This is a genomic window from Escherichia sp. MOD1-EC6098, from assembly GCF_002965865.1.
Classification (GTDB): Bacteria; Pseudomonadota; Gammaproteobacteria; order Enterobacterales; family Enterobacteriaceae; genus Escherichia; species Escherichia marmotae.
This window is the reverse complement of the sequence record NZ_PTSN01000004.1, coordinates 117,735-142,462: the sequence shown is the minus strand read 5'-3', so window position 1 is coordinate 142,462 and position 24,728 is coordinate 117,735. Positions and strand designations below refer to the sequence as shown.

The following is a 24,728-nucleotide window of genomic DNA, read 5'->3' as shown; positions in this document are numbered from 1 at the left end:
AGGCGGAGAATAAAATGGCAAGAGCTGTACACCGTAGTGGGTTAGTGGCGCTGGGCATTGCCACAGCGTTGATGGCATCTTGTGCATTCGCTGCCAAAGATGTGGTTGTGGCGGTGGGGTCGAACTTCACCACGCTCGATCCGTATGACGCGAATGACACGTTATCGCAGGCTGTGGCGAAATCGTTTTATCAGGGGCTGTTCGGTCTGGATAAAGAGATGAAGCTGAAAAATGTGCTGGCAGAGAGTTATACCGTCTCTGATGACGGCCTCACTTACACCGTGAAATTGCGCGAAGGGATTAAGTTCCAGGACGGCACTGACTTCAACGCTGCGGCGGTAAAAGCGAATCTGGATCGAGCCAGCGATCCGGCGAATCATCTTAAACGCTATAACTTGTACAAAAATATTGCCAAAACTGAAGCGGTCGATCCGACAACGGTGAAGATTACGCTCAAACAGCCGTTTTCCGCGTTTATTAATATTCTCGCTCATCCGGCGACAGCAATGATTTCACCTGCGGCACTGGAAAAATATGGTAAAGAGATCGGCTTTCATCCGGTCGGAACCGGGCCGTATGCGTTGGATACCTGGAATCAGACCGATTTTGTGAAAGTGAAGAAATTTGCGGGTTACTGGCAGCCCGGTCTGCCCAAACTGGACAGCATTACCTGGCGTCCGGTGGCGGACAACAATACCCGGGCGGCAATGTTGCAAACCGGTGAAGCGCAGTTTGCTTTCCCTATTCCTTATGAACAAGCCGCGTTACTGGAGAAGAACAAAAATATCGAGCTGATGGCCAGTCCGTCGATTATGCAGCGTTATATCAGCATGAACGTGACGCAAAAGCCGTTCGATAATCCGAAAGTGCGTGAGGCGCTGAATTACGCCATCAACCGTCAGGCGCTGGTTAAGGTGGCATTTGCAGGATATGCAACGCCAGCTACCGGTGTTGTACCTCCGAGTATTGCCTACGCGCAAAGTTATCAACCGTGGCCTTACAATCCGGCTAAAGCACGTGAGTTACTGAAAGAGGCGGGGTATCCCAACGGTTTCAGTACCACGCTGTGGTCATCACATAACCACAGCACCGCGCAGAAAGTGCTGCAATTTACCCAGCAGCAGTTAGCGCAGGTAGGGATTAAAGCCCAGGTGACGGCGATGGATGCCGGACAACGGGCGGCGGAAGTGGAAGGAAAAGGGCAGAAAGAGAGCAATGTGCGGATGTTCTACACGGGGTGGTCGGCATCGACCGGCGAAGCTGACTGGGCGCTTTCGCCGCTGTTTGCTTCGCAGAACTGGCCACCGACGCTGTTTAATACCGCGTTTTACAGCAATAAGCAGGTGGATGAAGACCTTGCTCAGGCACTGAAAACCAACGATCCGGCGGAAAAGGCACGCTTGTATAAGGCGGCGCAGGATATCATCTGGCAAGAATCGCCGTGGATCCCGCTGGTGGTAGAAAAACTGGTGTCGGCACACAGTAAAAACCTGACCGGTTTTTGGATCATGCCAGATACAGGCTTTAGCTTTGAAGACGCGGATTTGCAATAAGCAACGCAGGGAGTGGAATGCTTAATTACGTTATCAAACGCTTACTGGGATTGATCCCAACGCTGTTTATCGTCTCGGTGCTGGTGTTTTTATTTGTCCATATGCTGCCCGGCGATCCGGCGCGATTGATTGCCGGCCCCGAAGCAGATGCTCAGGTTATCGAACTGGTGCGCCAGCAACTGGGGCTGGATCAGCCGCTGTATTACCAGTTCTGGCACTACATCAGCAACGCCGTACAGGGGGATTTTGGTCTGTCGATGGTGTCGCGTCGTCCGGTTGCCGATGAGATTGCCAGCCGCTTCATGCCTACATTGTGGCTGACTATTACCAGTATGGTTTGGGCGGTGATATTTGGTATGGCGGCGGGGATTGTGGCCGCCGTCTGGCGTAACCGTTGGCCGGATCGATTGAGCATGACCATCGCGGTATCGGGGATTTCCTTCCCGGCATTTGCTCTGGGGATGCTTTTGATTCAGGTGTTCTCCGTTGAGTTGGGGTGGCTGCCGACTGTTGGTGCAGACAGTTGGCAGCACTACATTTTACCCTCCCTGACACTTGGCGCAGCGGTGGCGGCGGTGATGGCGCGTTTTACCCGTGCTTCATTTGTCGATGTCTTAAGTGAAGATTATATGCGTACCGCGAGGGCGAAAGGGGTGAGCGAAACCTGGGTCATCCTCAAACATGGGTTACGTAATGCGATGATCCCGGTGGTTACCATGATGGGCTTACAGTTTGGCTTCTTGCTCGGCGGCTCCATTGTCGTGGAGAAAGTCTTTAACTGGCCCGGACTTGGACGTTTACTGGTCGATTCGGTAGAAATGCGTGATTACCCGGTGATTCAGGCAGAAATTATGCTTTTCTCGCTGGAATTTATTCTTATCAACTTAGTGGTGGATGTGCTTTACGCTGCCATTAACCCGGCTATCAGGTACAAGTAAGGATGCGATTATTTAACTGGCGACGTCAGGCGGTGTTAAACGCTATGCCACTGGTAAAACCTGACCTGGTACGTACACCGTGGCATGAGTTCTGGCGGCGTTTTCGTCGTCAGCATATGGCGATGAGCGCCGCATTGTTCGTTATCTTATTGATTATAGTGGCTGTTTTGGCGCGCTGGATCGCTCCTTATGACGCCGAAAATTATTTTGACTATGACAACCTGAATAACGGCCCCTCTTTGCAGCACTGGTTTGGCGTCGATTCACTGGGGCGCGACATTTTCAGCCGTGTCCTGGTGGGGGCGCAAATCTCGCTGGCGGCTGGCGTATTTGCGGTGTTTATTGGTGCGGCGATTGGGACGTTGCTGGGCTTGCTGGCAGGATATTATGAAGGCTGGTGGGACCGACTGATCATGCGCATTTGCGATGTGCTGTTTGCGTTTCCCGGTATTTTGCTGGCTATCGCTGTTGTCGCGGTGTTGGGAAGTGGCATTGCTAACGTGATTATCGCCGTCGCTATCTTTTCCATTCCGGCGTTTGCCCGATTGGTGCGCGGCAACACACTAGTGTTGAAACAGCAAACCTTTATTGAATCAGCACGCAGTATTGGTGCCAGCGATGTGACTATTTTGTTGCGTCATATCTTACCGGGGACAGTCTCTTCCATCGTCGTGTTCTTCACCATGCGTATTGGCACCTCGATTATTTCCGCCGCCAGCCTGTCGTTTCTCGGCCTTGGCGCGCAGCCGCCGACGCCAGAGTGGGGGGCGATGCTCAATGAAGCGAGAGCGGATATGGTTATCGCGCCGCATGTGGCGGTTTTTCCGGCACTGGCCATTTTTCTGACCGTGCTGGCTTTCAACTTGCTGGGCGATGGTTTACGCGATGCGCTGGACCCCAAAATTAAAGGATAATCACGGTTGAATATTGCTTGAAAGGGTTATCACCTCGCAGGAAATTATTGCCTGAAGCAAGTGTTGTAACTTTTTGCTGATTTTGTAGAATCTGGTCATTTAGTTAAAAAGTCGCTGTGGGGAACTATTTATGCAGCGGCACAGCGTACTGGCAGTTATTTTGTTAAATGTATTAACATTCTGAGTTTATACGAAAAGATAAAGATAAGGCTGATAATTTTATTTTTATTGGCTGCGCTGTCATTTATTGGTCTTTTTTTCATCATTAACTATCAGTTGGTATCGGAACGTGCGGTAAAACGTGCCGATAGCCGCTTTGAACTTATTCAAAAAAACGTTGGCTATTTCTTTAAAGATATTGAACGTTCGGCCCTGACGTTAAAAGACTCACTCTATTTGTTGAAAAACAGTGAGGAGATTAAACGTGCTGTTATTCTGAAAATGGAAATGATGCCATTTTTAGATTCAGTGGGACTGGTGCTGGATAATAATAAATATTATCTCTTTTCGCGGCGGGCGAACGATAAAATCGTTGTTTATCATCAGGAAAAGGTTAATGGGCCGCTTATCGATGAGGCGGGGCGCGTTATTTTTTCCGATTTTAACCCGTCGCAACGTCCGTGGTCTGTATCCTCGGATGGCTCTGACAGTAGCTGGAATCCGGCATACAATTGCTTTGATCGCCCGGGTAAAAAATGTATTTCTTTTACGCTACGAATTAACGGCAAAGATCGTGATTTGCTGGCTGTTGATAAAATTCACGTCGATTTAAATTGGCGATATCTGAACGAATACCTTGATCAAATCAGCGCAACGGATGAAGTCCTGTTTCTGAAACAAGGTCATGAAATCATTGCCAAGAATCAACTCGCTCGCGAAAAATTGATTATTTATAATAGCGAAGATAGTTATAATATTATTGATTCTGTTGATATAGAATATATCGCAAGGAAATCGGCAGTTCCTAATAATCCATTGTTCGATATCTATTTTTATTATCCTACGGGGGATTTATTTAACGCATCAGACAAACTCTTTTATTTACCATTTGCTTTCATTATTATCGTATTGCTGGTGGTTTACTTAATGACCACCCGTGTGTTCCGTCGACAATTTTCCGAAATGACAACGCTGGTCAATACGCTGGAATTTTTACCCGACTCTGCGGATCAAATGCAGGCACTGAAAATTCGTGAAGGCGATGCAAAAGAGATTATCAGCATCAAAAATTCGATCGCGGAAATGAAAGATGCAGAAGTTGAGCGTTCAAATAAATTGCTCTCGCTGATCTCCTACGATCAGGAAAGCGGTTTTATCAAAAATATGGCGATTATTGAGTCAAACAATAATCAGTATCTGGCCGTTGGGATCATCAAACTGTGCGGACTGGAAGCTGTCGAAGCGGTGTTTGGCGTTGAGGAACGCAACAAAATCGTCAGGAAACTGTGTCAGCAAATTGCCGAGAAATACGCGCAATGTTGCGATATTGTGACATTCAATGCCGATCTCTATTTATTATTGTGTCGGGAAAATGTAGAGATTTTTACCCATAAGATCGCGATGATAAACGATTTCGACAGTAGCTTTGGCTACCGCAATCTGCGTATACATAAATCTGCCATTTGTGAACCTCTGAAAGGCGAAAATGCCTGGAGCTACGCAGAAAAACTAAAACTGGCGATTTCCAGTATCCGCGATCATATGTTCTCTGAATTTATTTTCTGTGATGATGAGAAACTCAGAGAAATTGAAGAAAATATCTGGATTGCGCGCAATATCCGTAATGCAATGGAAAAAGGCGAGCTATTTTTGGTCTATCAACCGATTGTTGATATTAATACCCGCGACATTCTGGGAGCTGAGGCGCTGTGCCGCTGGGTTTCAGCAGAGCGGGGGATAATCTCGCCGCTGAAGTTTATTGCTATCGCTGAAGATATCGGTTTTATCAATGAACTGGGTTATCAAATTATTAAAACGGCGATGGGGGAATTCAGACATTTTAGCCAGCGTGCGGAACTGCAGGAAGGTTTCTTACTGCATATTAATGTTTCGCCATGGCAGTTAAACGAGCCACACTTTCATGCGCGTTTTACAGCTATTATGGAAGAACATGAGCTGAAAGCGAATAGCATCTGTATTGAGATCACTGAAACAGTGATTGAACGTATTAATGAACATTTTTATCTCAATATTGAACAACTGCGTCAACAAGGAGTACGGATATCGATTGATGACTTTGGTACAGGTTTGTCAAACCTGAAGCGTTTTTATGAAATTAATCCTGACAGCATAAAAGTAGACTCGCAATTTACCGGCGATATTTTCGGTACTGCGGGAAAAATTGTACGCATTATCTTCGACCTGGCCCGCTATAACCGGATTCCGGTAATTGCAGAAGGTGTTGAGAGCGAAGAGGTTGCGCGTGAATTAATCAAATTAGGGTGTGTTCAGGCCCAGGGGTATCTATATCAGAAGCCGTTGCCATTCTCTGCCTGGGACAAAAGTGGAAAGTTAGTAAAAGAGTAGTTTAGGTATGTCCAGAATCAATAAATTCGTACTTACAGTCAGTCTGCTGATTTTTATCATGATTTCAGCAGTTGCCTGCGGGATCTATACCCAGATGGTAAAAGAACGGGTGTATGGCCTGAAACAGTCCGTTATTGATACTGCTTTTGCGGTGGCAAATATTGCCGAATATCGGCGCAGTGTGTCAATAGATCTCATTAACACGCTTAATCCGACTGAAGAACAACTGTTGGTTGGCTTGCGCACAGCTTACGCTGACTCGGTTTCACCTTCTTATTTGTATGATGTTGGTCCTTATCTGATTTCCAGCGACGAGTGTATTCAGGTTAAGGAGTATGAAAAAAATTATTGTGCAGATATTATGCAGGTTGTTAAGTATCGGCATGTCAAAAATACGGGGTTTATCTCTTTTGACGGTAAAACCTTCGTCTATTATCTCTATCCGGTTACTCACAACCGCAGTCTGATATTTTTGCTTGGGCTGGAACGATTTTCGTTACTCTCAAAGTCGCTGGCAATGGATAGCGAGAACCTGATGTTCTCTTTATTCAAAGGTGGCAAGCCAGTTGTTGGGGATGAATATAACGCGAAAAATGCCATCTTTACTGTTTCGGAAGCGATGGAACACTTCACTTATTTACCAACGGGGTTGTATGTCTTTGCTTATAAGAAGGATGTCTATTTTCAGGTTTGTACTTTAATTATTTTCTTTGCCGCATTAGTGGCAGCGATATCGGGGATAAGTTGCATGTATCTGGTACGCAGAGTCATTAATCGCGGCATCGTTGAGAAAGAAGCTATCATTAATAACCATTTTGACCGCGTGCTGGATGGTGGGCTTTTCTTCTCGGCGGCGGATGTCAAAAAACTCTACAGCATGTATAACTCAGCGTTTCTTGATGACCTGACGAAAGCAATGGGCAGAAAATCTTTTGATGAAGATTTAAAAGCCCTGCCGGAAAAAGGTGGCTATTTGTGCCTGTTTGACGTCGATAAATTCAAAAACATTAACGATACCTTCGGGCATTTGCTGGGCGATGAAGTGTTGATGAAGGTAGTGAAAATTCTCAAATCACAGATTCCGGTAGATAAAGGCAAAGTCTACCGCTTTGGCGGCGACGAATTTGCGGTGATTTATACTGGTGGTACTCTGGAAGAGTTGCTATCAATACTAAAAGAAATCGTCCATTTCCAGGTGGGGAGCATTAACTTAAGCACCAGTATCGGCGTGGCGCATTCAAATGAATGTACTACCGTTGAACGGCTGAAAATGCTGGCAGATGAGCGGCTGTATAAAAGTAAGAAAAACGGCAGGGCGCAGATTAGCTGGCAATAATGCTTATTAGCAGGCCGGGCGGGTAATTTGCCCGGCCTGACATTAATTAAACCCGACTACCCCACAAATCGTACTCATCGGCGTGTTCGACTTTCACACGCACAATATCACCCGGCTTAACGTTGGTTTCACCATTGAGATAAACTGCGCCGTCGATTTCCGGTGCATCTGCCATACTGCGGCCAATCGCGCCTTCTTCGTCCACTTCGTCGATGATCACCAGAATTTCACGACCCACCTTCTCCTGCAGACGCTCGGCGGAAATCTGCTGTTGCAGTTGCATGAAGCGGTTCCAGCGTTCTTCTTTCACTTCTTCCGGAACCTGGTCAGGCAGGGCATTGGCATCAGCACCTTCAACCGGGCTGTATTTAAAGCAACCAACGCGATCCAGACGAGCTTCTTTCAGGAAATCGAGCAGCATCTGGAAATCTTCTTCCGTCTCGCCAGGGAAGCCGACAATAAAGGTTGAGCGCAGTGTCAGTTCCGGGCAAATTTCGCGCCACTGTTTAATGCGCGCCAGTTGGCGATCTACAGAACCCGGACGCTTCATCAGTTTGAGAATGCGCGGGCTGGCGTGCTGTAACGGAATATCCAGATATGGCAGAATTTTGCCTTCTGCCATCAACGGGATGACGTCATCCACATGCGGGTAAGGGTAAACGTAGTGCAGGCGCGTCCAGATCCCCAGTTTTGATAGCTGTTCGCACAGGCTGACCATGCTGGTTTTTACCGGTTCGCCGTTGTGGAAGCCAGTGCGGTGTTTTACATCAACACCATACGCGGAAGTATCCTGGGAGATCACCAGAATCTCTTTAACACCCGCATCAACCAGACGTTTCGCTTCACTTAACACTTCGCCAATCGGGCGGCTCACCAGATCGCCGCGCATAGACGGAATAATGCAGAAGGTGCAACGATGGTTACAGCCTTCGGAAATCTTCAGATAAGCATAATGACGCGGTGTCAGCTTAACACCTTGCTCCGGCACCAGGCTCAGGAATGGGTTGTGTTTCGGTTTTGGCACGTAGTGATGAACGTGTTCCAGAACCTGCTCGTAGCTATGAGGGCCGGTGATTTCCAGCACTTTTGGATGGACTTCGCGGATTTGATCTTCTTTCGCCCCCAGACAACCGGTCACAATTACCTTGCCGTTTTCATTCAACGCTTCGCCAATGGCTTCCAGTGATTCTTGCACCGCACTGTCAATAAAGCCGCAGGTGTTGACGATCACCATATCTGCGTCGTCATAGCTCGGTACTACATCATAACCTTCAGTGCGCAGTTCAGTCAGAATGCGCTCTGAATCGACGAGGTTTTTCGGACAGCCGAGGGAAACAAAGCCGATTTTCGGCTGGGGAGTTACTTTGCTCATAGCTTAAAAAATATTCAGTTACAGGAAAGGTCAGGGCAGGGATTCTACAGAGTTCTGGATAAAATTTGTATCGCAATCTGGTCAACCGGTGAGGAAAGCGCCCCAAATAAAGGGGCGCAAATGAGGATCATGCTACAGAATTTTCAGTTAGCGTCTCCGTAGGCTGGCTGCTGGATTTGTCCCGCAGCGTAAAGACCGAAATAAGTGTGAAGCAACCGGCAATAGCCCCCAGGATTAGATAGGTTTCAGCAAAGCCAATGGTGTCATACAGATAGCCTGCAATGGGTGAATAGATTGCTGTGGCGATGGATGCCACAAAAAGCACTAGCAGGTAGACCGTTGAAGAGAGTTTATGATCAAAGTTAGCCGCGATAAATTTAAACACAGACACCAGGATCAGTGGTTTTTCGATGGCGTGCATCATTTTAACGGCTGCAATCCACACCGGTCCCAGTTGGATTGCAGAACCGGCAATGCGTAACGACATAATGGTTCCGGCAATCACTAACGCCCATTTTGCACCAGTGCGGTTAACAAACCACGGCATCAGGCAGAGAAATAAGGTTTCTCCGCAGACCTGAACAGAAGCCAGAATTCCGTACCAGCGATTGCCTTCTTCTGGTGTCGGAAATTGCAGCGAAAAATACTGTGCGAACTGTTGATCGTAGGTGTCATAAATTTGTGTTACGAACAGAGTGAACATCAATAAAAACCAGAACTGACTATTTTTTGCCAGCTCAAGGGCATGGATGGCTTTCAGCGAATTGGTTTTTTCAATTTCGGCCTCGGTAAGTTCGATTTTGGTAAACATAAAGCAGATTGCGGCGATCACAATGGCGCAGCTTGCCAGCCAGAAAGAGAGATTAGGGTTGGTATCAATATATTTACCAACAATCCACGCGGCGGCGGCCCATCCCAGAGAGCCCCACATCCTTACGCGACCATATTCAAAATGATAACGACGCGAAACTTTATCTATCCAGGAATCCAGAACGCCACAGCCAGAATTAAAAATGATCCCCAGGTAAACGCCACCCAAAACAGCGCCCAGCCAGAAGTTATGAACCAGAAGCGGGGCATACACATAAATAAAGAATGGGCCTACGGGAAGTAATAATGCGACGAGGAGCCAGATAAGTTGTTTCTTAAGACCAAATTTATCGGAGATGAAACCGAAGAACGGCTGCATCAATAACGCAATGAAAGCATTAACGGAATAAAGTAATCCTGTGCGTGTGGCGGTAATTTCCAGATGCTGTGTCGTCCATATGACAAAAAATGCCATCGTTGCCGACCAGGCGAAGAGGTACAGAAAATCGAAAATACTGAGCAAAATATAATTACGTTTACCGGGCAATAACATAGCCATATCCTCAATCACTGGCGTTGGGTCATTTACCGTTGGCACAGGCATTAGCTGTGCTTACTGGTTATTGTTTTGGTATGCATCTCCGGAAATGTCATACGTTAACAATTTCATTTTTACTCTGGCCCTGACATTGATGATTAGGCAATGTGTTAAACGAATGTTTGAGATTTACATCACATTTATTGCTGATAATAAAAAAGATTTAGCGAAATGGATCACTAAATCTTCTTTATGAGAACGTATTACTTTTATGCCTTGCGTGTTAGCTCATCTGCCAGCGTGCGAAGGTGTTCGGCAATATTCATCAGATCAGCCTGTGGTGAGTGCAGAGGGCCAGCAGAATTACGCACGACCAGACGGCTGGGAAGGATGGTTGAAGAGCGGAGCATAGCTTGTGCATCGTCCGGCTGTAAAATTTGTTGAACGGCAATTTTCCCTTGCAAATCAAAGTCGATTGCGACGGTCGTCAGTGAAGGTTCAAAAAACGCACTCTCATAGGTGTCGTCATAGCCAATGACAGAAATATCCTGCGGGATTTTACGTTTTTGTTGATGTAAGGCGCTTAACGCACCCAACGCCATCTGATCGTTCGCGATCAGAAGAGCGGTCGCCTGTGGCGTTTCACGTAGCATCTGTAATGTCGCCAGATAGCCGCTTTGAGCGTCCCAGCTACCGTAATGTATGGCCAGCGGTGTCAGTTGGAGTGAGGCGAGGGTATCGCGCCAGGTATTGAGTCGTAACCGCGCCGGTACTGAATTTTCAGGGCCAGAGATCAAGCAAAATTGACGATGCCCCAAGTCGTAAAGATATTTTACGCTGGCGCGTGCACCTTCTGCGGGATTAAAGGTGACGTTAAACACCGGGCTATAAGGGTCCACGTCGAGAAACAGACACAATACATCACTGTTTTCAGCAACCAGAGTTTCAGCCAATGCCGTTTCCAGGGGGGCGTTGATAATAATCTTTGTTACCCGTTGTGCTTTTAAGTCATTAACTGCAGCCTGAATACCTTTAATATCAACATCATCAATCATCGATATCAGCACCTGATATCCCTGCTCCCCGGCATATTTTTTTACCGCCGCCGCAATTTGTGAAGGGGCATGTAGGGCGAGTGAGGTGGTGACCAGCCCCACCGTTTTGCTCTCTTTCCCTACCAACTGTTGAGCTACGCGATTTGGAACGTACTTCAGTTCGGCAATGGCTTGTTCAATTTTTTGACGTGTTTTGGCAGACACGTTCGCTGAATTGTTAAGCACCCGCGACACTGTCTGATAAGAAACATTGGCATGACGAGCAACATCGGCAAGGGTTGCAGCTTTGGTTTTCATATTCGCCCCGGCTAAAAGATTTGTCACAGTATACCGCAGTGAATGTCATACGTATCACGCTCACGTATTTCAGCGCATGTCTGCCAAACCGTGGAGCCTGTTTGAATGGAAAAACGCGTAGTTGCTCACATTTCTACCGGACACTTCTTGCATAACGAAGCAATTAATTACTAGATGACAGTATTGTGAACGAATAACATTTTTTGTCTGTTTAAAACAATTCAGGAGTCAGCATGGACAAGCATCCACCGATCATCCCCACAGCCCCGTGGTTACTTCATGGTGCCGATTACAATCCGGAACAATGGTTACATGTCCCTGGGATCCTGGAGAAAGATATTGCCATGATGCAACAGGCTGGTTGTAACACCATGTCGGTGGGCATCTTTAGCTGGTCAATGCTGGAACCCACAGAGGGGGAATATCGCTTTGACTGGCTGGATGAGGTGTTGGATAAACTTCATGCTGGCGGGATCTCTGTCTTCCTGGCAACCCCGAGCGGAGCCAAACCCGCCTGGCTTGCAGCACGTTATCCAGAGGTTCTGAGAGTTAGCGCGTCACGCGAGAAAATGCTTCACGGCGGTCGCCATAATCACTGCCTTTCTTCGCCAGTGTATAAAGAAAAAGTGACGCAAATTAACCGTAAGCTGGCGCAGCGATACGCGAATCATCCGGCGGTTCTGGGATGGCATATCAGTAATGAGTATGGCGGTGAGTGTCATTGTAACGGATGCCAACAGGCGTTTCGCCATTGGTTGCAGACTCGTTACACCACTCTTGAGGCACTTAATCAGGCATGGTGGACAGGCTTCTGGAGCCATACATACAGTGACTGGTCACAAATTGAGTCACCTTCTCCATTAGGTGAGATGTCTAACCACGGCCTGAATCTTGACTGGCGACGCTTTGTCACATCGCAGGTAAAAGAATTCTATCAAATGGAAGTCGCGCCGCTAAAAGCAGAACGGCCTGAGTTACCCGCGACGACCAATTTTATGTGGTATTTCAATGATTACAACTACTGGTCATTAGCTGAGGTTGTCGATTTTGTAAGTTGGGATAGCTATCCCATGTGGCACAAACAGGAAGATGAACGCGCCGTAGCTTGTAAAACAGCGATGTATCACGATCTGATGCGTACCTTGAAAAATAAACCGTTCATTCTGATGGAATCCACCCCCAGCCAGACAAGTTGGCAGCCAACCAGCAAATTGAAAAAGCCGGGAATGAACATTCTTTCTTCTTTACAGGCCGTCGCTCATGGCGCAGATGGCGTGCACTATTTTCAGTGGCGTAAGAGTCGCGGAGCCGTGGAGAAGTTTCATGGTGCGGTGGTTGATCACGTCGGTCATCTGGAGACGCGTACCGGGCGCGAAGTTATACAGCTAGGGCAACGACTGGCACATCTTAAGCAATTGGTCGGGACGAAAACTCAGGCTAAAGTTGCCATTATTTTCGACTGGGAAAACCGCTGGGCGATTAATGATGCTGCCGGGCCGCGCAATTGCGGTATCCATTACGAACAAACGGTAGTGGATCATTACCGACCTTTCTGGGAGCAGGGGGTGGCGGTCGATATTATCAACGCTGATTGTGATCTTACGGGTTATCAATTAGTTATCGCTCCAATGCTCTATATGGTTCGCGATGGATTTGCTGATCGTGCCCGTGCCTATGTCGAAGCTGGTGGCAATTTTGTCACCACTTACTGGTCCGGGATTGTCAATGAAACTGATTTATGTCACCTGGGCGGTTTTCCTGGCCCGTTGCGTGACCTGATGGGCGTGTGGGCTGAAGAGATCGATAGCCTTAATGATTATCAGCATAACGAAGTTATCTGCGAGCCGAATGCCTATGGATTGCAAGGTAAATGGCAGGCAAGGGAATTATGTGCGGTTATTCACGCCGAAGGCGCACAGGTTCTGGCGCGCTATGGTGAGGATTTTTATGCAGGTACACCTGCGTTAACGGTAAATCACGTCGGACAGGGACGTGCTTTCTATGTGGCTTCGCGTAATGATGCGTCATTTCATCAAGCGTTTGCTGCGATGTTGATCAACTCACTTAATCTTCCAAAAGCCCTTGCGACTGAACTTCCTGTTGGCGTTATTGCAACGCGTCGGACAGACGGCAATCAGGAATGGGTTTTTGTACAAAATTACACTGCTCATGTACAAAATGTGGTGCTTCCTGGTGCATGGCGAGTGGCGGAAACAGGCAAGGCTTGTTCACAAGAATTAGAACTGGCACCCTGGGGATGCGAGGTACTGGAAAGAGAAATAATGTAAATTATTATTAATAAGATGTGAAGTATTGATCCTTGACAGCACTTTGTTCAAAAAGTAGCCATACTATTTAATTGCACTAAGGCTGCAAAGAGGAGGATCGAAGTATGTTCGTTGACAGACAGCGAAGCGATCTGCTTAATCGGTTGAACGATGCTCGAGTTGACCTCGCCGCATATGTGCGACTGAGGAAGGCCAAAGGATACATGTCCGTCAACGAAAGCAATCATCTACGAGATAACTTTTTTAAACTGAATCGCGAACTGCACGATAAATCGCTGCGGTTGAATCTTCACCTGGATCAGGAAGAGTGGAATGCTCTTCATCATGCTGAAGAAGCATTAGCGACAGCCGCAGTATGTTTGATGAGTGGGTATCATGATTGCCCAACTTTTATTACCGTCAACGCCGATAAGCTTGAAAATTGTCTGATGAGCTTAACGCTGAGTATCCAGAGCCTGGAGAAGCACGCCATGCTTGAGCAGGCCTGAAAGCTAAGGGGGAGAAGGCGTCTCCCCCTTCATATTTAAGTTTATGTAAAAATAAATTTGTCACGCCCCTGACTGACTACGCTTTAAGCCAGAGTCAATCCGGAGGTGTTATGTATCGACAATCCTTTTACTTTGTGCCCCTTCTCTGTATTCCTTCCGCTCTTTGGGCGGCACCCGAAACGGTAAATGTCGAAGTACTGCAGGATAAACTCGACCATCCGTGGGCGCTGGCCTTCTTACCGGATAATCACGGCATGTTAATCACCCTGCGCGGCGGCGAGTTACGCCACTGGCAAGCAGGAAAAGGATTATCTGCGCCGCTTGCCGGTGTGCCGGAAGTCTGGGCGCACGGGCAGGGCGGTTTGCTGGATGTGGCATTAGCGCCTGATTTTGCCCAGTCGCGCCGTATCTGGTTAAGTTTTTCTGAAGTCGGTGATGATGGTAAAGCCGGAACTGCCGTAGGTTATGGCCGCTTAACTGATGACCTCGCAAAAGTGACGGACTTCCGCACCGTTTTTCGCCAGACGCCAAAACTTTCTACCGGTAATCATTTTGGCGGGCGGCTGGTATTCGATGGTAAAGGCTATCTGTATATTGGTCTGGGTGAAAACAATCAGCGCCCGACGGCGCAGGATCTGGATAAATTGCAGGGTAAATTAGTGCGCCTGACCGACCAGGGCGAGATCCCGGATGATAATCCCTTTGTGGAGGGGTCTGGTGTGCGAGCCGGGATCTGGTCTTATGGCATTCGTAACCCGCAAGGGATGGCGATGAATCCGTGGAGTAATACGCTGTGGTTGAATGAACACGGTCCGCGCGGCGGCGATGAAATTAATATCCCGGAAAAAGGTAAAAACTACGGTTGGCCGCTGGCAACCTGGGGGATGAATTACTCAGGTTTTAAAATACCGGAAGCGAAAGGGGAAATTGTCGCCGGGACTGAACAACCCATTTTTTACTGGAAGGATTCACCGGCGGTGAGCGGCATGGCCTTCTATAACAGCGACAAATTCCCCCAGTGGCGGCAAAAATTATTTATTGGCGCGCTGAAAGATAAAAATGTCATCGTGATGAGCGTTAAAGGCAACAAGGTGGCAGAAGATGGTCGCATATTAACGGACAGGAGGCAGCGAATTCGTGATGTTCGCAGCGGACCCGACGGTTATTTATACGTTCTGACCGACGAGTCCAATGGAGAATTACTCAAAGTTAGCCCACGCAATAATTAGCTAACAGGGATCATCACAACTTTACGCACCGCGGGGCGTTCGGTGAGTTGCTGATACCAGCGTTGCAGATTCGGACGTGGTGTCCAGGTCAGGCCAACGTTAAACAAATTGTAGATAAACGGCGCGATGGCAATGTCGCCCACACCAAATGCATCGCCGGAGAACCATTTCACTTTCGCCAACTCTGCATCGAGAAGGGCAAACAGGGCGTCGCATTCCTTGCAACTGGCGTCAATGGCGGCCTGATCGCGCTCTTCCGGTGGCGTTCTGACCAATCCCATCAGGATCCCTCGATGGGCATTACTGAGCGTCTGGTTTGCCCAGTCCATCCACTTTTCGGCTTCTGCGCGGCGTGCCGGTGAGTCGATCCATAAACGGTTTTGCCCGTACTGTGCTGCAAGGTAGCGGACAATGGCGTTTGATTCCCAAAGAATTAAATTACTTTCGTCGTCACGCAACAGCGGCACCAGCCCGTTAGGATTCATCGCCAGAAAATCGGCGTCATGGTTTACCCCAAACTCACGACCCGCCAAAATTTGCTCATAAGGTAGTTCCAGTTCTTCGAGCGTCAGCAACACTTTTTTAACGTTGGTTGAATTATTCCGACCCCACAGCGTAATCATAGTCACCCCTTTTATACAGGCAGCCACAGGCTGAACAGGATTCCGATGGTGAAGTAAAGTTAACTTTTAAGCAACAGTGAGTAAAAAAATGACACCAGAAGCAGCGAAGCGGCAGGATATTGCATAAACTTTAAAAACTTTACCAACTTACGGTTTCTTTAAGCTTGTGTGTGCGTTATTAATCACCGAACTTATCATACGGCGATATAACGTATTTTTTTTGAATGGATACTCGGGTGGCATTTATGACGCAATACTCCTCTTTCCTTCGTGGTCTTGCAGCGGGTTCTGCATTTTTATTCCTTTTTGCCCCAACGGCATTTGCGGCGGAACAGACCGTTGAAGCGCCGAGCGTGGATGCGCGTGCATGGATTTTAATGGATTATGCCAGCGGCAAAGTGCTGGCAGAAGGCAATGCGGATGAGAAACTGGACCCCGCAAGCCTGACTAAAATCATGACCAGCTATGTGGTTGGACAGGCGCTTAAGGCCGATAAGATCAAACTCACCGATATGGTGACGGTCGGTAAAGATGCCTGGGCAACGGGCAATCCAGCGCTGCGCGGTTCATCGGTCATGTTTCTTAAACCGGGCGATCAGGTCTCTGTGGCGGATTTGAATAAAGGTGTGATCATTCAGTCCGGTAATGATGCCTGTATTGCACTGGCAGATTATGTTGCGGGCAGCCAGGAATCATTTATTGGTTTGATGAATGGTTATGCGAAGAAACTGGGCCTGACCAACACCACCTTCCAGACGGTACACGGCCTGGATGCACCGGGGCAGTTTAGTACCGCGCGCGATATGGCATTGCTGGGTAAAGCGTTAATTCACGATGTACCGGAAGAGTATGCCATTCATAAAGAGAAAGAGTTTACCTTTAACAAAATTCGCCAACCTAACCGTAATCGCCTGTTGTGGAGCAGTAACGTTAATGTTGATGGTATGAAGACCGGAACCACGGCAGGTGCGGGATACAATCTGGTCGCTTCGGCTACCCAGGGTGATATGCGTTTGATCTCTGTGGTGCTGGGGGCGAAAACTGACCGTATCCGTTTTAATGAGTCTGAGAAATTACTGACCTGGGGTTTCCGCTTCTTTGAAACCGTGACACCAATTAAACCTGATGCCACCTTTGTGACTCAGCGGGTTTGGTTTGGTGATAAGAGCGAAGTGAATCTCGGTGCCGGTGAAGGGGGATCGGTGACCATCCCTCGTGGGCAACTGAAAAACCTGAAAGCCAGTTACACGTTAACGGAACCGCAGCTTACCGCACCGCTGAAAAAAGGTCAGGTCGTCGGCACTATTGATTTCCAGCTTAACGGCAAGTCGATTGAACAGCGTCCGCTGATCGTGATGGAAAATGTGGAAGAGGGCGGATTCTTTGGTCGGATGTGGGACTTCGTAATGATGAAATTCCATCAGTGGTTCGGCGGCTGGTTCTCTTAATCTTCTGATGACCGGATGACGCGTTAACGTCATCCGGTTATGCATCATCAATACATCAACTTAATATGCTGCGTCTGTGCGTACTTCACATACTCATCTTCCGGGCAACGATCGCTTACCACAATATCAAATCGTTTCAGGTCACTCATGCGTGCCGGGCGTACCTTGCCAAACTTACTGTGGTCGACAACCAGCACATGCTTTTGCGCCATCGACATGGCCCAGTGTTTTACCGGCAACTCTTCAAGATTAAAACAGGTAGCACCTTTACTGATATGCACTCCGGCTGCGGAATAAAAAGCGATATCTGGACAGAAATTATTCAACGTCAACTGAAAATCGACGGGTTTAAAAATGGCGTTACTGGCATGAAATTCACCGCCGCAAAGAAACACCCGGCAATGGGGTTTCTCTTTCAGTGCCAGAAAGGTATTTAGTGAATAACAAACGGCGGTGAAAGGGATTTCATTATCTATCGCTTCAATAATCCACGGCGTGGTAGTGCCACAGTCAAAAAAGAGGGTCTGATCGGGTTCTACCAGCGTCGCAGCCAGTTTTGCCGCCCGGCGTTTTTCTTCCACCAGACGGGATTTTTGATCGCTTAACAGGTAATGGCTGGCACTGCGCGGTTCCAGAACGATATAACCGCCGAGTAATACGACGGGGGCGCTGTTGTTATTCAAATCGCGGCGAATCGTCATCTCTGAAACCCCGAGCAGGGTGGCGGCGTCCTTCAGATGTAACTTATCGCTGCGTTTTAATTCTTGCAGTAATTGCCCGATACGCTCTTCGCGACGTGTTTCCATAATCCCTCTGAATTGTTATTGAAGCGAGCCGCCTGATATTACACTTTTTATCAGAAATCAGCCACGCACCCAGCCTTTACGTATTGGTAAGGCGAAACAGATGCGATACCACAATTGCAGCCGCTGGTAGAGCCTGGATCCCACAGCTTGCCAGATAATCTGGGCGCTAAGGCAACCAATCATTCCCGCCAACAATCCACCAAGCATGTCCAGCGGCCAGTGAACACCGAGATAAACGCGCGACCAGGCAATAACTACCGCCAGTACCATGAGGATTGCTCCTGACCACAAACGATGCCAGCATAAAAATGCCAGCGCAAAGGTAAATATCACCGTGCCATGATCGCTCGGGAAAGAGTCATCTGCTGCATGATGCAGGAAGTTATAGCCGACATTCTCGACAAATGGACGGTCATGCGGAAACAGATGGCCCATCGTCCAGGAAACAAACAGACTGACCGCTAGCGCGATGGCGATTTTTATCACCAGTTGTCGTTGCGCCGTAAATCCCCATAGCCAAAGCACCGTAGCCAACAATGGCACCACGGTAATTAAATCTTTGGCAATAAAAATTGCTAACGAAATCATCCATGCGGATGAGTCTGGCGTCGCATTAATAAGAGAGAATAATGAATAATTCAGATTTTCCAGCATAACTTTCAGACTCAAAAGGTGATTAGTGGGCAGCCATCAGGCAAGTCGATGAGAATAAATCGCTTGTTAAACAGGGTAAAGCGGCATCGTCTTATTTACCTCAACCGGATTGGCTTACAGCAGAGAATGGTAACGCGAAGAAATTAAATAAAGCTTAAAGAAAGGGGGGCTATACTCGGAATAACGTAAGAATGTGCTTAACCGTGGTTTCAGCTACAAAATTTGCTTTCTCGTTTGCCACGCTTTTATTAAAATTTGCGCGATTATTATTGGCGAAGAAATTGCATGCAAAATAAATTAGCAACAGGTGCCAGACTTGGGCGTCAGGCATTACTTTTCCCCCTCTGTCTGGTGCTCTACGAATTCTCGACCTATATCGGCAACGATATGATTCAACCCGGTATGCTCGCCGTGGTGGAGCAGTATCAGGCGGGTATTGACTGGGTTCCTACTTCGATGACCGCTTACCTGGCGGGAGGGATGTTTTTACAGTGGCTGTTAGGACCACTGTCGGATCGTATTGGTCGCCGTCCGGTAATGTTAGCTGGCGTGGTGTGGTTCATAATCACCTGCCTGGCGATATTACTGGCGCAAAACATTGAACAATTCACGCTGTTGCGCTTTCTACAGGGGATAAGCCTCTGTTTCATTGGCGCTGTGGGTTACGCCGCGATTCAGGAATCTTTTGAAGAGGCGGTTTGTATCAAGATCACCGCGCTGATGGCGAATGTGGCGCTGATTGCTCCGTTACTCGGGCCATTGGTGGGTGCCGCGTGGATTCATGTGTTGCCCTGGGAAGGGATGTTTGTGTTGTTTGCTGCATTGGCGGCGATCTCCTTCTTCGGTCTGCAACGTGCGATGCCAGAAACGGCTACGCGCATTGGCGAGAAACTGTCGCTGAAAGAGCTTGGTCGAGACTATAAGCTGGTACTGAAGAACAGCCGCTTTGTTGCAGGAGCGCTGGCGCTGGGATTTGTCAGTCTGCCGTTACTGGCGTGGATTGCCCAGTCACCGATTATCATCATCACCGGTGAACAGTTGAGTAGCTATGAATATGGTTTGCTGCAAGTGCCCATTTTCGGCGCGTTAATTGCGGGTAATTTGCTGCTGGCACGTCTGACCTCGCGCCATACCGTACGTTCGCTGATTATTATGGGGGGCTGGCCGATTATGATTGGTCTGCTGGTCGCCGCAGCGGCCACGGTCATCTCATCGCACGCGTATTTATGGATGACCGCCGGGTTAAGTATTTATGCTTTTGGTATTGGTCTGGCGAATGCAGGGCTGGTGCGTTTAACGTTGTTCGCCAGTGATATGAGTAAAGGGACGGTATCGGCGGCGATGGGGATGTTGCAAATGCTGATCTTTACCGTAGGTATTGAGATCAGTAAACATGCCTGGCTGAATGGCGGTAATGGATTGTTTAATCTGTTTAATCTTGCCAACGGAGTTTTGTGGCTGCTGCTGATGTTTATCTTTTTAAAAGATAAACAAACAGGAAATTCTAACGACGGATAAGAAAATGCCTGGTTGTTTTATACAATCAGGCATTCAGGGATTAGTGGTGATGGTCGTCGATCTGATGTTCGATTACCATCCCTTCGCCTACGCTGGCAAGGTGACGGACATATGGATGTGCACGGTAAGCCGGAGCTGGCGTAGGGGCTACGTATACGGTTTGCGGCACGCTGGCAACGCTGACGGCTTGCGGAACGCTGACTGAATCAGGGACCACCACCACTTTGTATCCACTCGGCACATCAACGGTGACACTTTGCGCCATTGCCACACCAGTAAAACTCAACAGAAACGCGCCCAGCAGTACACATTTTTTCATCATCATTTCGCCTGAAATAATCCAGAAGGGTAATTTCCGCGGATTATGCATCCTTCATTCAGGCATTGTGTTGCCGGGCGTGCTGCCGTTTTATTGATTAAATGGCGCTTCGTGTTTAAGAACTTTATCGATAATGTCCAGTACGCCTTCATGGTTATTGGAGCCTGCACGGTATTTCGCCGCCGCTACGACTGCGTTGCCAGCATTTTCCATTGCAAAGCTAAAGCCCGCCTGACGCAGCATCTCAATATCATTACCGCCATCGCCAAAAACCACCACTTCGCTGTCGTCTATGCCCCATAATTTCTGGAGTTGACGCAGGCCATTGGCTTTATGTACGCCGGGGATAATCAAATCGATACTACCGTTGCCGGTATGGACTGGCACCATAATATCGCCAATAGAATCATGTAACTCTTTTTGCACTTGCGGAATCAGTTCGTCAGAGAGATTTAACCCAAACTTGAAGAAGATATCGTCGATATTGTCAAAGTTATCGACATATTCCAGGCGATGATAGTACATCTCCGCCACGGCCTTCATTTCGGCGTCATACTTTTTCAGGGTATAGGCGCTATTTTTTCCACAGGCAATAATTTCCACCTCCGGGCGCGTCAGTAAATGCTCCACAATAGTGGAAAATGCGTCCTTCGACAGTTCGCCATTAAAAACATCTTTGCCTTCGTTCACCACCCAGCCGCCGTTTTCCGCCACAAAGGCAATTTCATTGGCAATTTCGGGAAAGAACGAAATTAACTGATAATATTGATTTCCACTGGCGACCACAAAGCGAATACCTTGTGCTTTCATCTGCTGATACTGGGCCATAAACCGCTCACGGTTATAGGTTTTTTGATCGCTTAAGAAAGTACCGTCCATATCTACCGCAATTAATTTAATGCCCATCAACTATTCTCCATCGCAGTTTGCGTTTTTGTATCGGGTTTGGCGACGGCTTTAGCGACAATAGCCGCAAGAATAACCAGCGCCAGCACAACCAGCATTGCACTACGTAATCCATAATGTTCTCCGAGATAGCCCAGCAGTGGCGGCCCGACGAGGAATGCCAGATAACCCGTCGTTGCCACTACGCTGACGCGGGTCGGCGCATCGGGGCCGGTATCGCTGGCGGCAGAAATGGTTAGTGGGAAGCCCAGAGAAGCGCCCAATCCCCAAAGCACAACAGACACCCCAGCGACCCATGCGCTATCGACAAAAATAATCAGTCCGATACCCAACGCACCCATCAAGGCACTGGCACGTACTACGGCAACGCGGCTGTAACGGTCGATGAACCAGCCACCGGTGAAGCGTCCAACGGTCATCCCCAATGTGAAACCGGCATAAATCAGTGAGCCTGACGTTGGACTAAAACCGTGGCCATCAACCATTAATAAGGGTAACCAATCGTTGGCAGAGCCTTCTGCAAAAGCCATTGCCAGTACTACGACACCAATCAACAGCAACTGGATGTCACGGTAAAAAGGCACACCTTTTTCGTCATGCTGTGAGCCATCGGCAGCGTTTTTGCCCGTACCGCCAGGGATTGCCTTAATAGCAATATAAATAGGTGCGATGCCCGCCAGTGCCGCCAACAAAATATGTACAGTTGCCGGAACACCAAAGGCTGTCAACGCCATCCCGACACCAGCGCCTGCCAGCGTGCCCAGGCTATAAAAGCCGTGCATCATAGGCAAAACCGTTTTATTCATTTCTCGCTCAACGGCTGCGCCTTCAACGTTTATCGCCACTTCAGCGGAACCAAAACTGGCTCCAAAGACACCAAGACCAACGGCAAAGAGGACGGGGGATGTCAGCCAGAGCGCCAGACTTAATATCATCATCCCGATCAAAGCGCAGGACATAGTGACCAGAATGACATTACGCGTCCCAAAGCGTTTCACTAACCACGCCGAGCAGAGGATACCGCTCATCGAACCTATCGACAGGCCAAAGAGTACACCGCCCATTTCAGCGATAGAGACAGAGAGAATATCCCGAATTGCTGGCGTGCGGGTGGCCCAGGAAGCCATTAGCAGTCCTGGCAAAAAGAAGAACATAAACAACGCCCAGGTACGGCGTTTCAAGGCATTACGTGAAGAATTTACTGTCATAGATCACGTCAAAAAAAGAAGAGGGAAGACAACCTTAGCAAGGTTGTGTACATTTGTACACAATTGCAGAGAGAGGGTAAAAATATGCGCCGCGCTAATGATCCCCAACGGCGAGAAAAAATCATTCAGGCCACGCTGGAGGCAGTGAAACTTTACGGGATACATGCCGTTACGCACCGTAAAATCGCTACCCTCGCCGGAGTGCCGTTAGGATCAATGACCTACTATTTTTCAGGAATTGATGAGTTGTTGCTGGAAGCGTTTAGCCGTTTTACGCAGACGATGTCGCGGCAATATCAGGCTTTTTTTGATGATGTCAATGACGCCCCCAGCGCCTGCCAGGCCATAACAGACATGATCTACAGCTCGCAGGTCGCAACGCCGGATAACATGGAACTGATGTACCAGCTCTACGCATTGGCCAGCCGAAAACCGCTATTAAAAACGGTGATGCAAAACAGGATGCAGCGTAGTCAGCAAACGCTTGAACAATGGTTTGAACCGGAAACTGCCCGGGCGCTGGATGCTTTTATTGAAGGGATGAGTCTGCATTTTGTCACCGACCGTAAGCCGCTATCGCATGAGGAGATTTTGAGGATGGTGGAGCGAGTGGCAGGGCTGGAGATAAATTTCAGGCAACAAAAAACCCATTTATGTAAACGGGTTAATGAAAACAATAAGTTAGATTAAAAACAATAAGTTAGGTTGGTGGTCAGTGGTGGTTATTACGGGGTAATGCCAACCGCTGCCGCCACTTTGTCGCCACTTGGCAGCGTTGCCAGAGGATTGAAACGGAGCGCCGTTTCCAGATGATCCGGTGCCAGATGAGCGTAACGCATAGTCATTTTTATATCGTGATGTCCGAGGATTTTTTGCAAAGCAAGGATATTTCCACCCGACATCATGAAATGCGCCGCAAACGTATGGCGCAGAACGTGTGTCAGTTGACCGCGAGGGAGCACGATTGACGTTTTTTCCATCACGGATAAAAATTGAAAATAGCAGTCTGTGAAGAAATTGAACCCATCAAGCGCCATGATCTCTTCATAAAGCTCTTTACTGATAGGGATGCTTCTGTTTTTCTTCCCCTTCGTTCTTACAAAGGTAATTCGGTATTTAGTCACCTGTGATCGGGTAAGGTTTATTGCTTCTCGCCAGCGTGCGCCTGTGCTTAAGCATATCTTGACTACCAGTGCCAGAATTGGGTCCTGACGTTTGCAATCAGCCAGCAGTTCAACAATCTGCTCATGGGTAAGCCATGCCATCTCTTTTTCTGCGATGGTGAATTTTCGCATGTTCTCCAGTGGGTTTGGATACGACCATTCGCCCAGGCGGGATAGTTCGCTAAAAACACTACTTAGATAGCTTTGCTCCAGGTTAATGGTGACCGGGCTTGCTCCTTTCTTCCATTTCTCGCTGAAGTAGATCTCACCTGTCAGGCGTTTATCTCGATAGTGGGCAAACATTTTAGAGGTGAGATCGGTTGCAAGGGGATTGCCCAGAGCGTCAACCATCAACAGCAATTTGTCATAGACATGCTGCCCAGCGGTTAGAGATTTACCATGTAGTTTGAACCATAGCTCAACCACGTCTTTCAGTGTTCGACGATCCACTGATTCTCCCAGCCAGGGCTTTGCTTCGGTTTCTTCCATCGTATGGCGCTCAAAAGCCAGAGCTTCGCCTTTGGTGGCGAATTGTTTACGCACACGACGCCCACTACGTCCGGCGGGGTAACATTCGCAAAGCCATTTTCCTGTGGTGAGTTTTCGTACTGCCATAAAAAATGCCCTCCAATAGAGAGCATTTTTACTGTATGTATAACCAGTGTCAATGTATGAAATCCTGCGACCATACATCTCACTGAAGCCATAATGAAGTTGGCTATTTTTTGCTATGTGAGTA

General features: G+C 48.1%; 21 protein-coding genes. 11 read left to right on the top strand and 10 right to left on the bottom strand.

The features are described from left to right. Positions 1-14 precede the first annotated feature (14 nt). From gsiB to C0K55_RS06630, 5 genes are all read left to right on the top strand, one after another. Positions 15-1,553, top strand: coding sequence for a glutathione ABC transporter substrate-binding protein GsiB (gene gsiB, locus C0K55_RS06650; RefSeq protein WP_001516057.1), 1,539 nt, complete (start codon positions 15-17; stop codon positions 1,551-1,553). Positions 1,554-1,570: 17 nt separating this feature from the next. Beyond that, a complete protein-coding gene (gsiC, locus tag C0K55_RS06645; protein WP_000936055.1) occupies positions 1,571-2,491 on the top strand; it encodes a glutathione ABC transporter permease GsiC in 921 nt (306 codons plus the stop codon). 2 nt (positions 2,492-2,493) lie between these two features. Then, complete coding sequence (gene gsiD / locus C0K55_RS06640; RefSeq protein ID WP_016248520.1) at positions 2,494-3,405, top strand: glutathione ABC transporter permease GsiD; 912 nt, start codon at positions 2,494-2,496, stop codon at positions 3,403-3,405. A gap of 177 nt (positions 3,406-3,582) precedes the next feature. Continuing rightward, entirely contained in the window at positions 3,583-5,931 is a 2,349-nt protein-coding gene (locus C0K55_RS06635; protein WP_061090919.1) for a sensor domain-containing phosphodiesterase, read from the top strand. Between the two features lie 7 nt (positions 5,932-5,938). After that, positions 5,939-7,267: a GGDEF domain-containing protein gene (locus C0K55_RS06630; RefSeq protein WP_001516061.1), complete on the top strand. Its 1,329-nt coding sequence runs from the start codon at positions 5,939-5,941 to the stop codon at positions 7,265-7,267. Between the two features lie 46 nt (positions 7,268-7,313). Here C0K55_RS06630 and rimO read toward each other — a convergent pair whose 3' ends face one another. The 3 genes from rimO to C0K55_RS06615 form a co-directional block, all read right to left on the bottom strand. Further along, positions 7,314-8,639 carry a 30S ribosomal protein S12 methylthiotransferase RimO gene (gene rimO, locus C0K55_RS06625; RefSeq protein WP_000049369.1) on the bottom strand — a complete coding sequence of 442 codons (1,326 nt, stop codon included), beginning with the start codon at positions 8,637-8,639 and terminating at the stop codon, positions 7,314-7,316. Positions 8,640-8,766: 127 nt separating this feature from the next. Beyond that, entirely contained in the window at positions 8,767-10,002 is a 1,236-nt protein-coding gene (locus tag C0K55_RS06620; RefSeq protein ID WP_016248522.1) for an oligosaccharide MFS transporter, read from the bottom strand. A 254-nt stretch (positions 10,003-10,256) separates the two neighbouring features. Next, positions 10,257-11,339, bottom strand: coding sequence for a LacI family DNA-binding transcriptional regulator (locus C0K55_RS06615; protein ID WP_000849774.1), 1,083 nt, complete (start codon positions 11,337-11,339; stop codon positions 10,257-10,259). Between the two features lie 233 nt (positions 11,340-11,572). Here C0K55_RS06615 and C0K55_RS06610 point away from each other — a divergent pair, with 233 nt between their 5' ends. The 3 genes from C0K55_RS06610 (at position 11,573) to C0K55_RS06600 (ending at position 15,344) form a co-directional block, all read left to right on the top strand. Further along, the gene (locus tag C0K55_RS06610; protein WP_061090916.1) at positions 11,573-13,627 is read left to right on the top strand and encodes a beta-galactosidase; all 2,055 of its coding nucleotides are present in this window, start codon (positions 11,573-11,575) and stop codon (positions 13,625-13,627) included. Positions 13,628-13,731: 104 nt separating this feature from the next. Next, positions 13,732-14,115: a biofilm formation regulator BssR gene (gene bssR / locus C0K55_RS06605; RefSeq protein WP_105266186.1), complete on the top strand. Its 384-nt coding sequence runs from the start codon at positions 13,732-13,734 to the stop codon at positions 14,113-14,115. 110 nt (positions 14,116-14,225) lie between these two features. Further along, positions 14,226-15,344 carry a PQQ-dependent sugar dehydrogenase gene (locus tag C0K55_RS06600; protein WP_061090915.1) on the top strand — a complete coding sequence of 373 codons (1,119 nt, stop codon included), beginning with the start codon at positions 14,226-14,228 and terminating at the stop codon, positions 15,342-15,344. Here the strand turns inward: C0K55_RS06600 and gstB are convergent. After that, entirely contained in the window at positions 15,341-15,967 is a 627-nt protein-coding gene (gstB, locus tag C0K55_RS06595; protein WP_010379678.1) for a glutathione S-transferase GstB, read from the bottom strand. The genes C0K55_RS06600 and gstB overlap by 4 nt on opposite strands. Before the next feature lie 245 nt (positions 15,968-16,212). Here gstB and dacC point away from each other — a divergent pair, with 245 nt between their 5' ends. After that, a complete protein-coding gene (dacC, locus tag C0K55_RS06590; protein WP_001516066.1) occupies positions 16,213-17,415 on the top strand; it encodes a serine-type D-Ala-D-Ala carboxypeptidase in 1,203 nt (400 codons plus the stop codon). A 47-nt stretch (positions 17,416-17,462) separates the two neighbouring features. Here the strand turns inward: dacC and deoR are convergent, their stop codons facing one another. Both deoR and ybjG read right to left on the bottom strand, forming a co-directional pair. Then, positions 17,463-18,221, bottom strand: coding sequence for a DNA-binding transcriptional repressor DeoR (gene deoR, locus C0K55_RS06585; RefSeq protein ID WP_000450142.1), 759 nt, complete (start codon positions 18,219-18,221; stop codon positions 17,463-17,465). A gap of 57 nt (positions 18,222-18,278) precedes the next feature. Further along, a complete protein-coding gene (gene ybjG, locus C0K55_RS06580) occupies positions 18,279-18,875 on the bottom strand; it encodes an undecaprenyl-diphosphate phosphatase (protein ID WP_000892326.1) in 597 nt (198 codons plus the stop codon). Between the two features lie 285 nt (positions 18,876-19,160). Between ybjG and mdfA the strand changes: the two genes are divergently transcribed. After that, positions 19,161-20,393, top strand: coding sequence for a multidrug efflux MFS transporter MdfA (mdfA, locus tag C0K55_RS06575; RefSeq protein WP_105266187.1), 1,233 nt, complete (start codon positions 19,161-19,163; stop codon positions 20,391-20,393). Between the two features lie 40 nt (positions 20,394-20,433). Here mdfA and ybjH read toward each other — a convergent pair whose 3' ends face one another. The 3 genes from ybjH to C0K55_RS06560 form a co-directional block, all read right to left on the bottom strand. Then, complete coding sequence (ybjH, locus tag C0K55_RS06570) at positions 20,434-20,718, bottom strand: protein YbjH (protein ID WP_010379680.1); 285 nt, start codon at positions 20,716-20,718, stop codon at positions 20,434-20,436. 84 nt (positions 20,719-20,802) lie between these two features. Then, positions 20,803-21,618: a Cof-type HAD-IIB family hydrolase gene (locus C0K55_RS06565; protein ID WP_001516070.1), complete on the bottom strand. Its 816-nt coding sequence runs from the start codon at positions 21,616-21,618 to the stop codon at positions 20,803-20,805. Continuing rightward, positions 21,618-22,826 (bottom strand): MFS transporter, encoded by a 1,209-nt coding sequence (locus C0K55_RS06560; RefSeq protein WP_010379705.1) that lies wholly within the window; start codon positions 22,824-22,826, stop codon positions 21,618-21,620. The genes C0K55_RS06565 and C0K55_RS06560 overlap by 1 nt, the downstream gene beginning before the upstream one ends. Positions 22,827-22,910: 84 nt before the next feature. Between C0K55_RS06560 and C0K55_RS06555 the strand changes: the two genes are divergently transcribed. Continuing rightward, positions 22,911-23,516 (top strand): TetR/AcrR family transcriptional regulator, encoded by a 606-nt coding sequence (locus C0K55_RS06555; protein WP_105266188.1) that lies wholly within the window; start codon positions 22,911-22,913, stop codon positions 23,514-23,516. Positions 23,517-23,551: 35 nt separating this feature from the next. Here the strand turns inward: C0K55_RS06555 and C0K55_RS06550 are convergent, their stop codons facing one another. Beyond that, the gene (locus C0K55_RS06550) at positions 23,552-24,604 is read right to left on the bottom strand and encodes a phage integrase (protein WP_000290933.1); all 1,053 of its coding nucleotides are present in this window, start codon (positions 24,602-24,604) and stop codon (positions 23,552-23,554) included. Between the last annotated feature and the right edge of the window lie 124 nt (positions 24,605-24,728).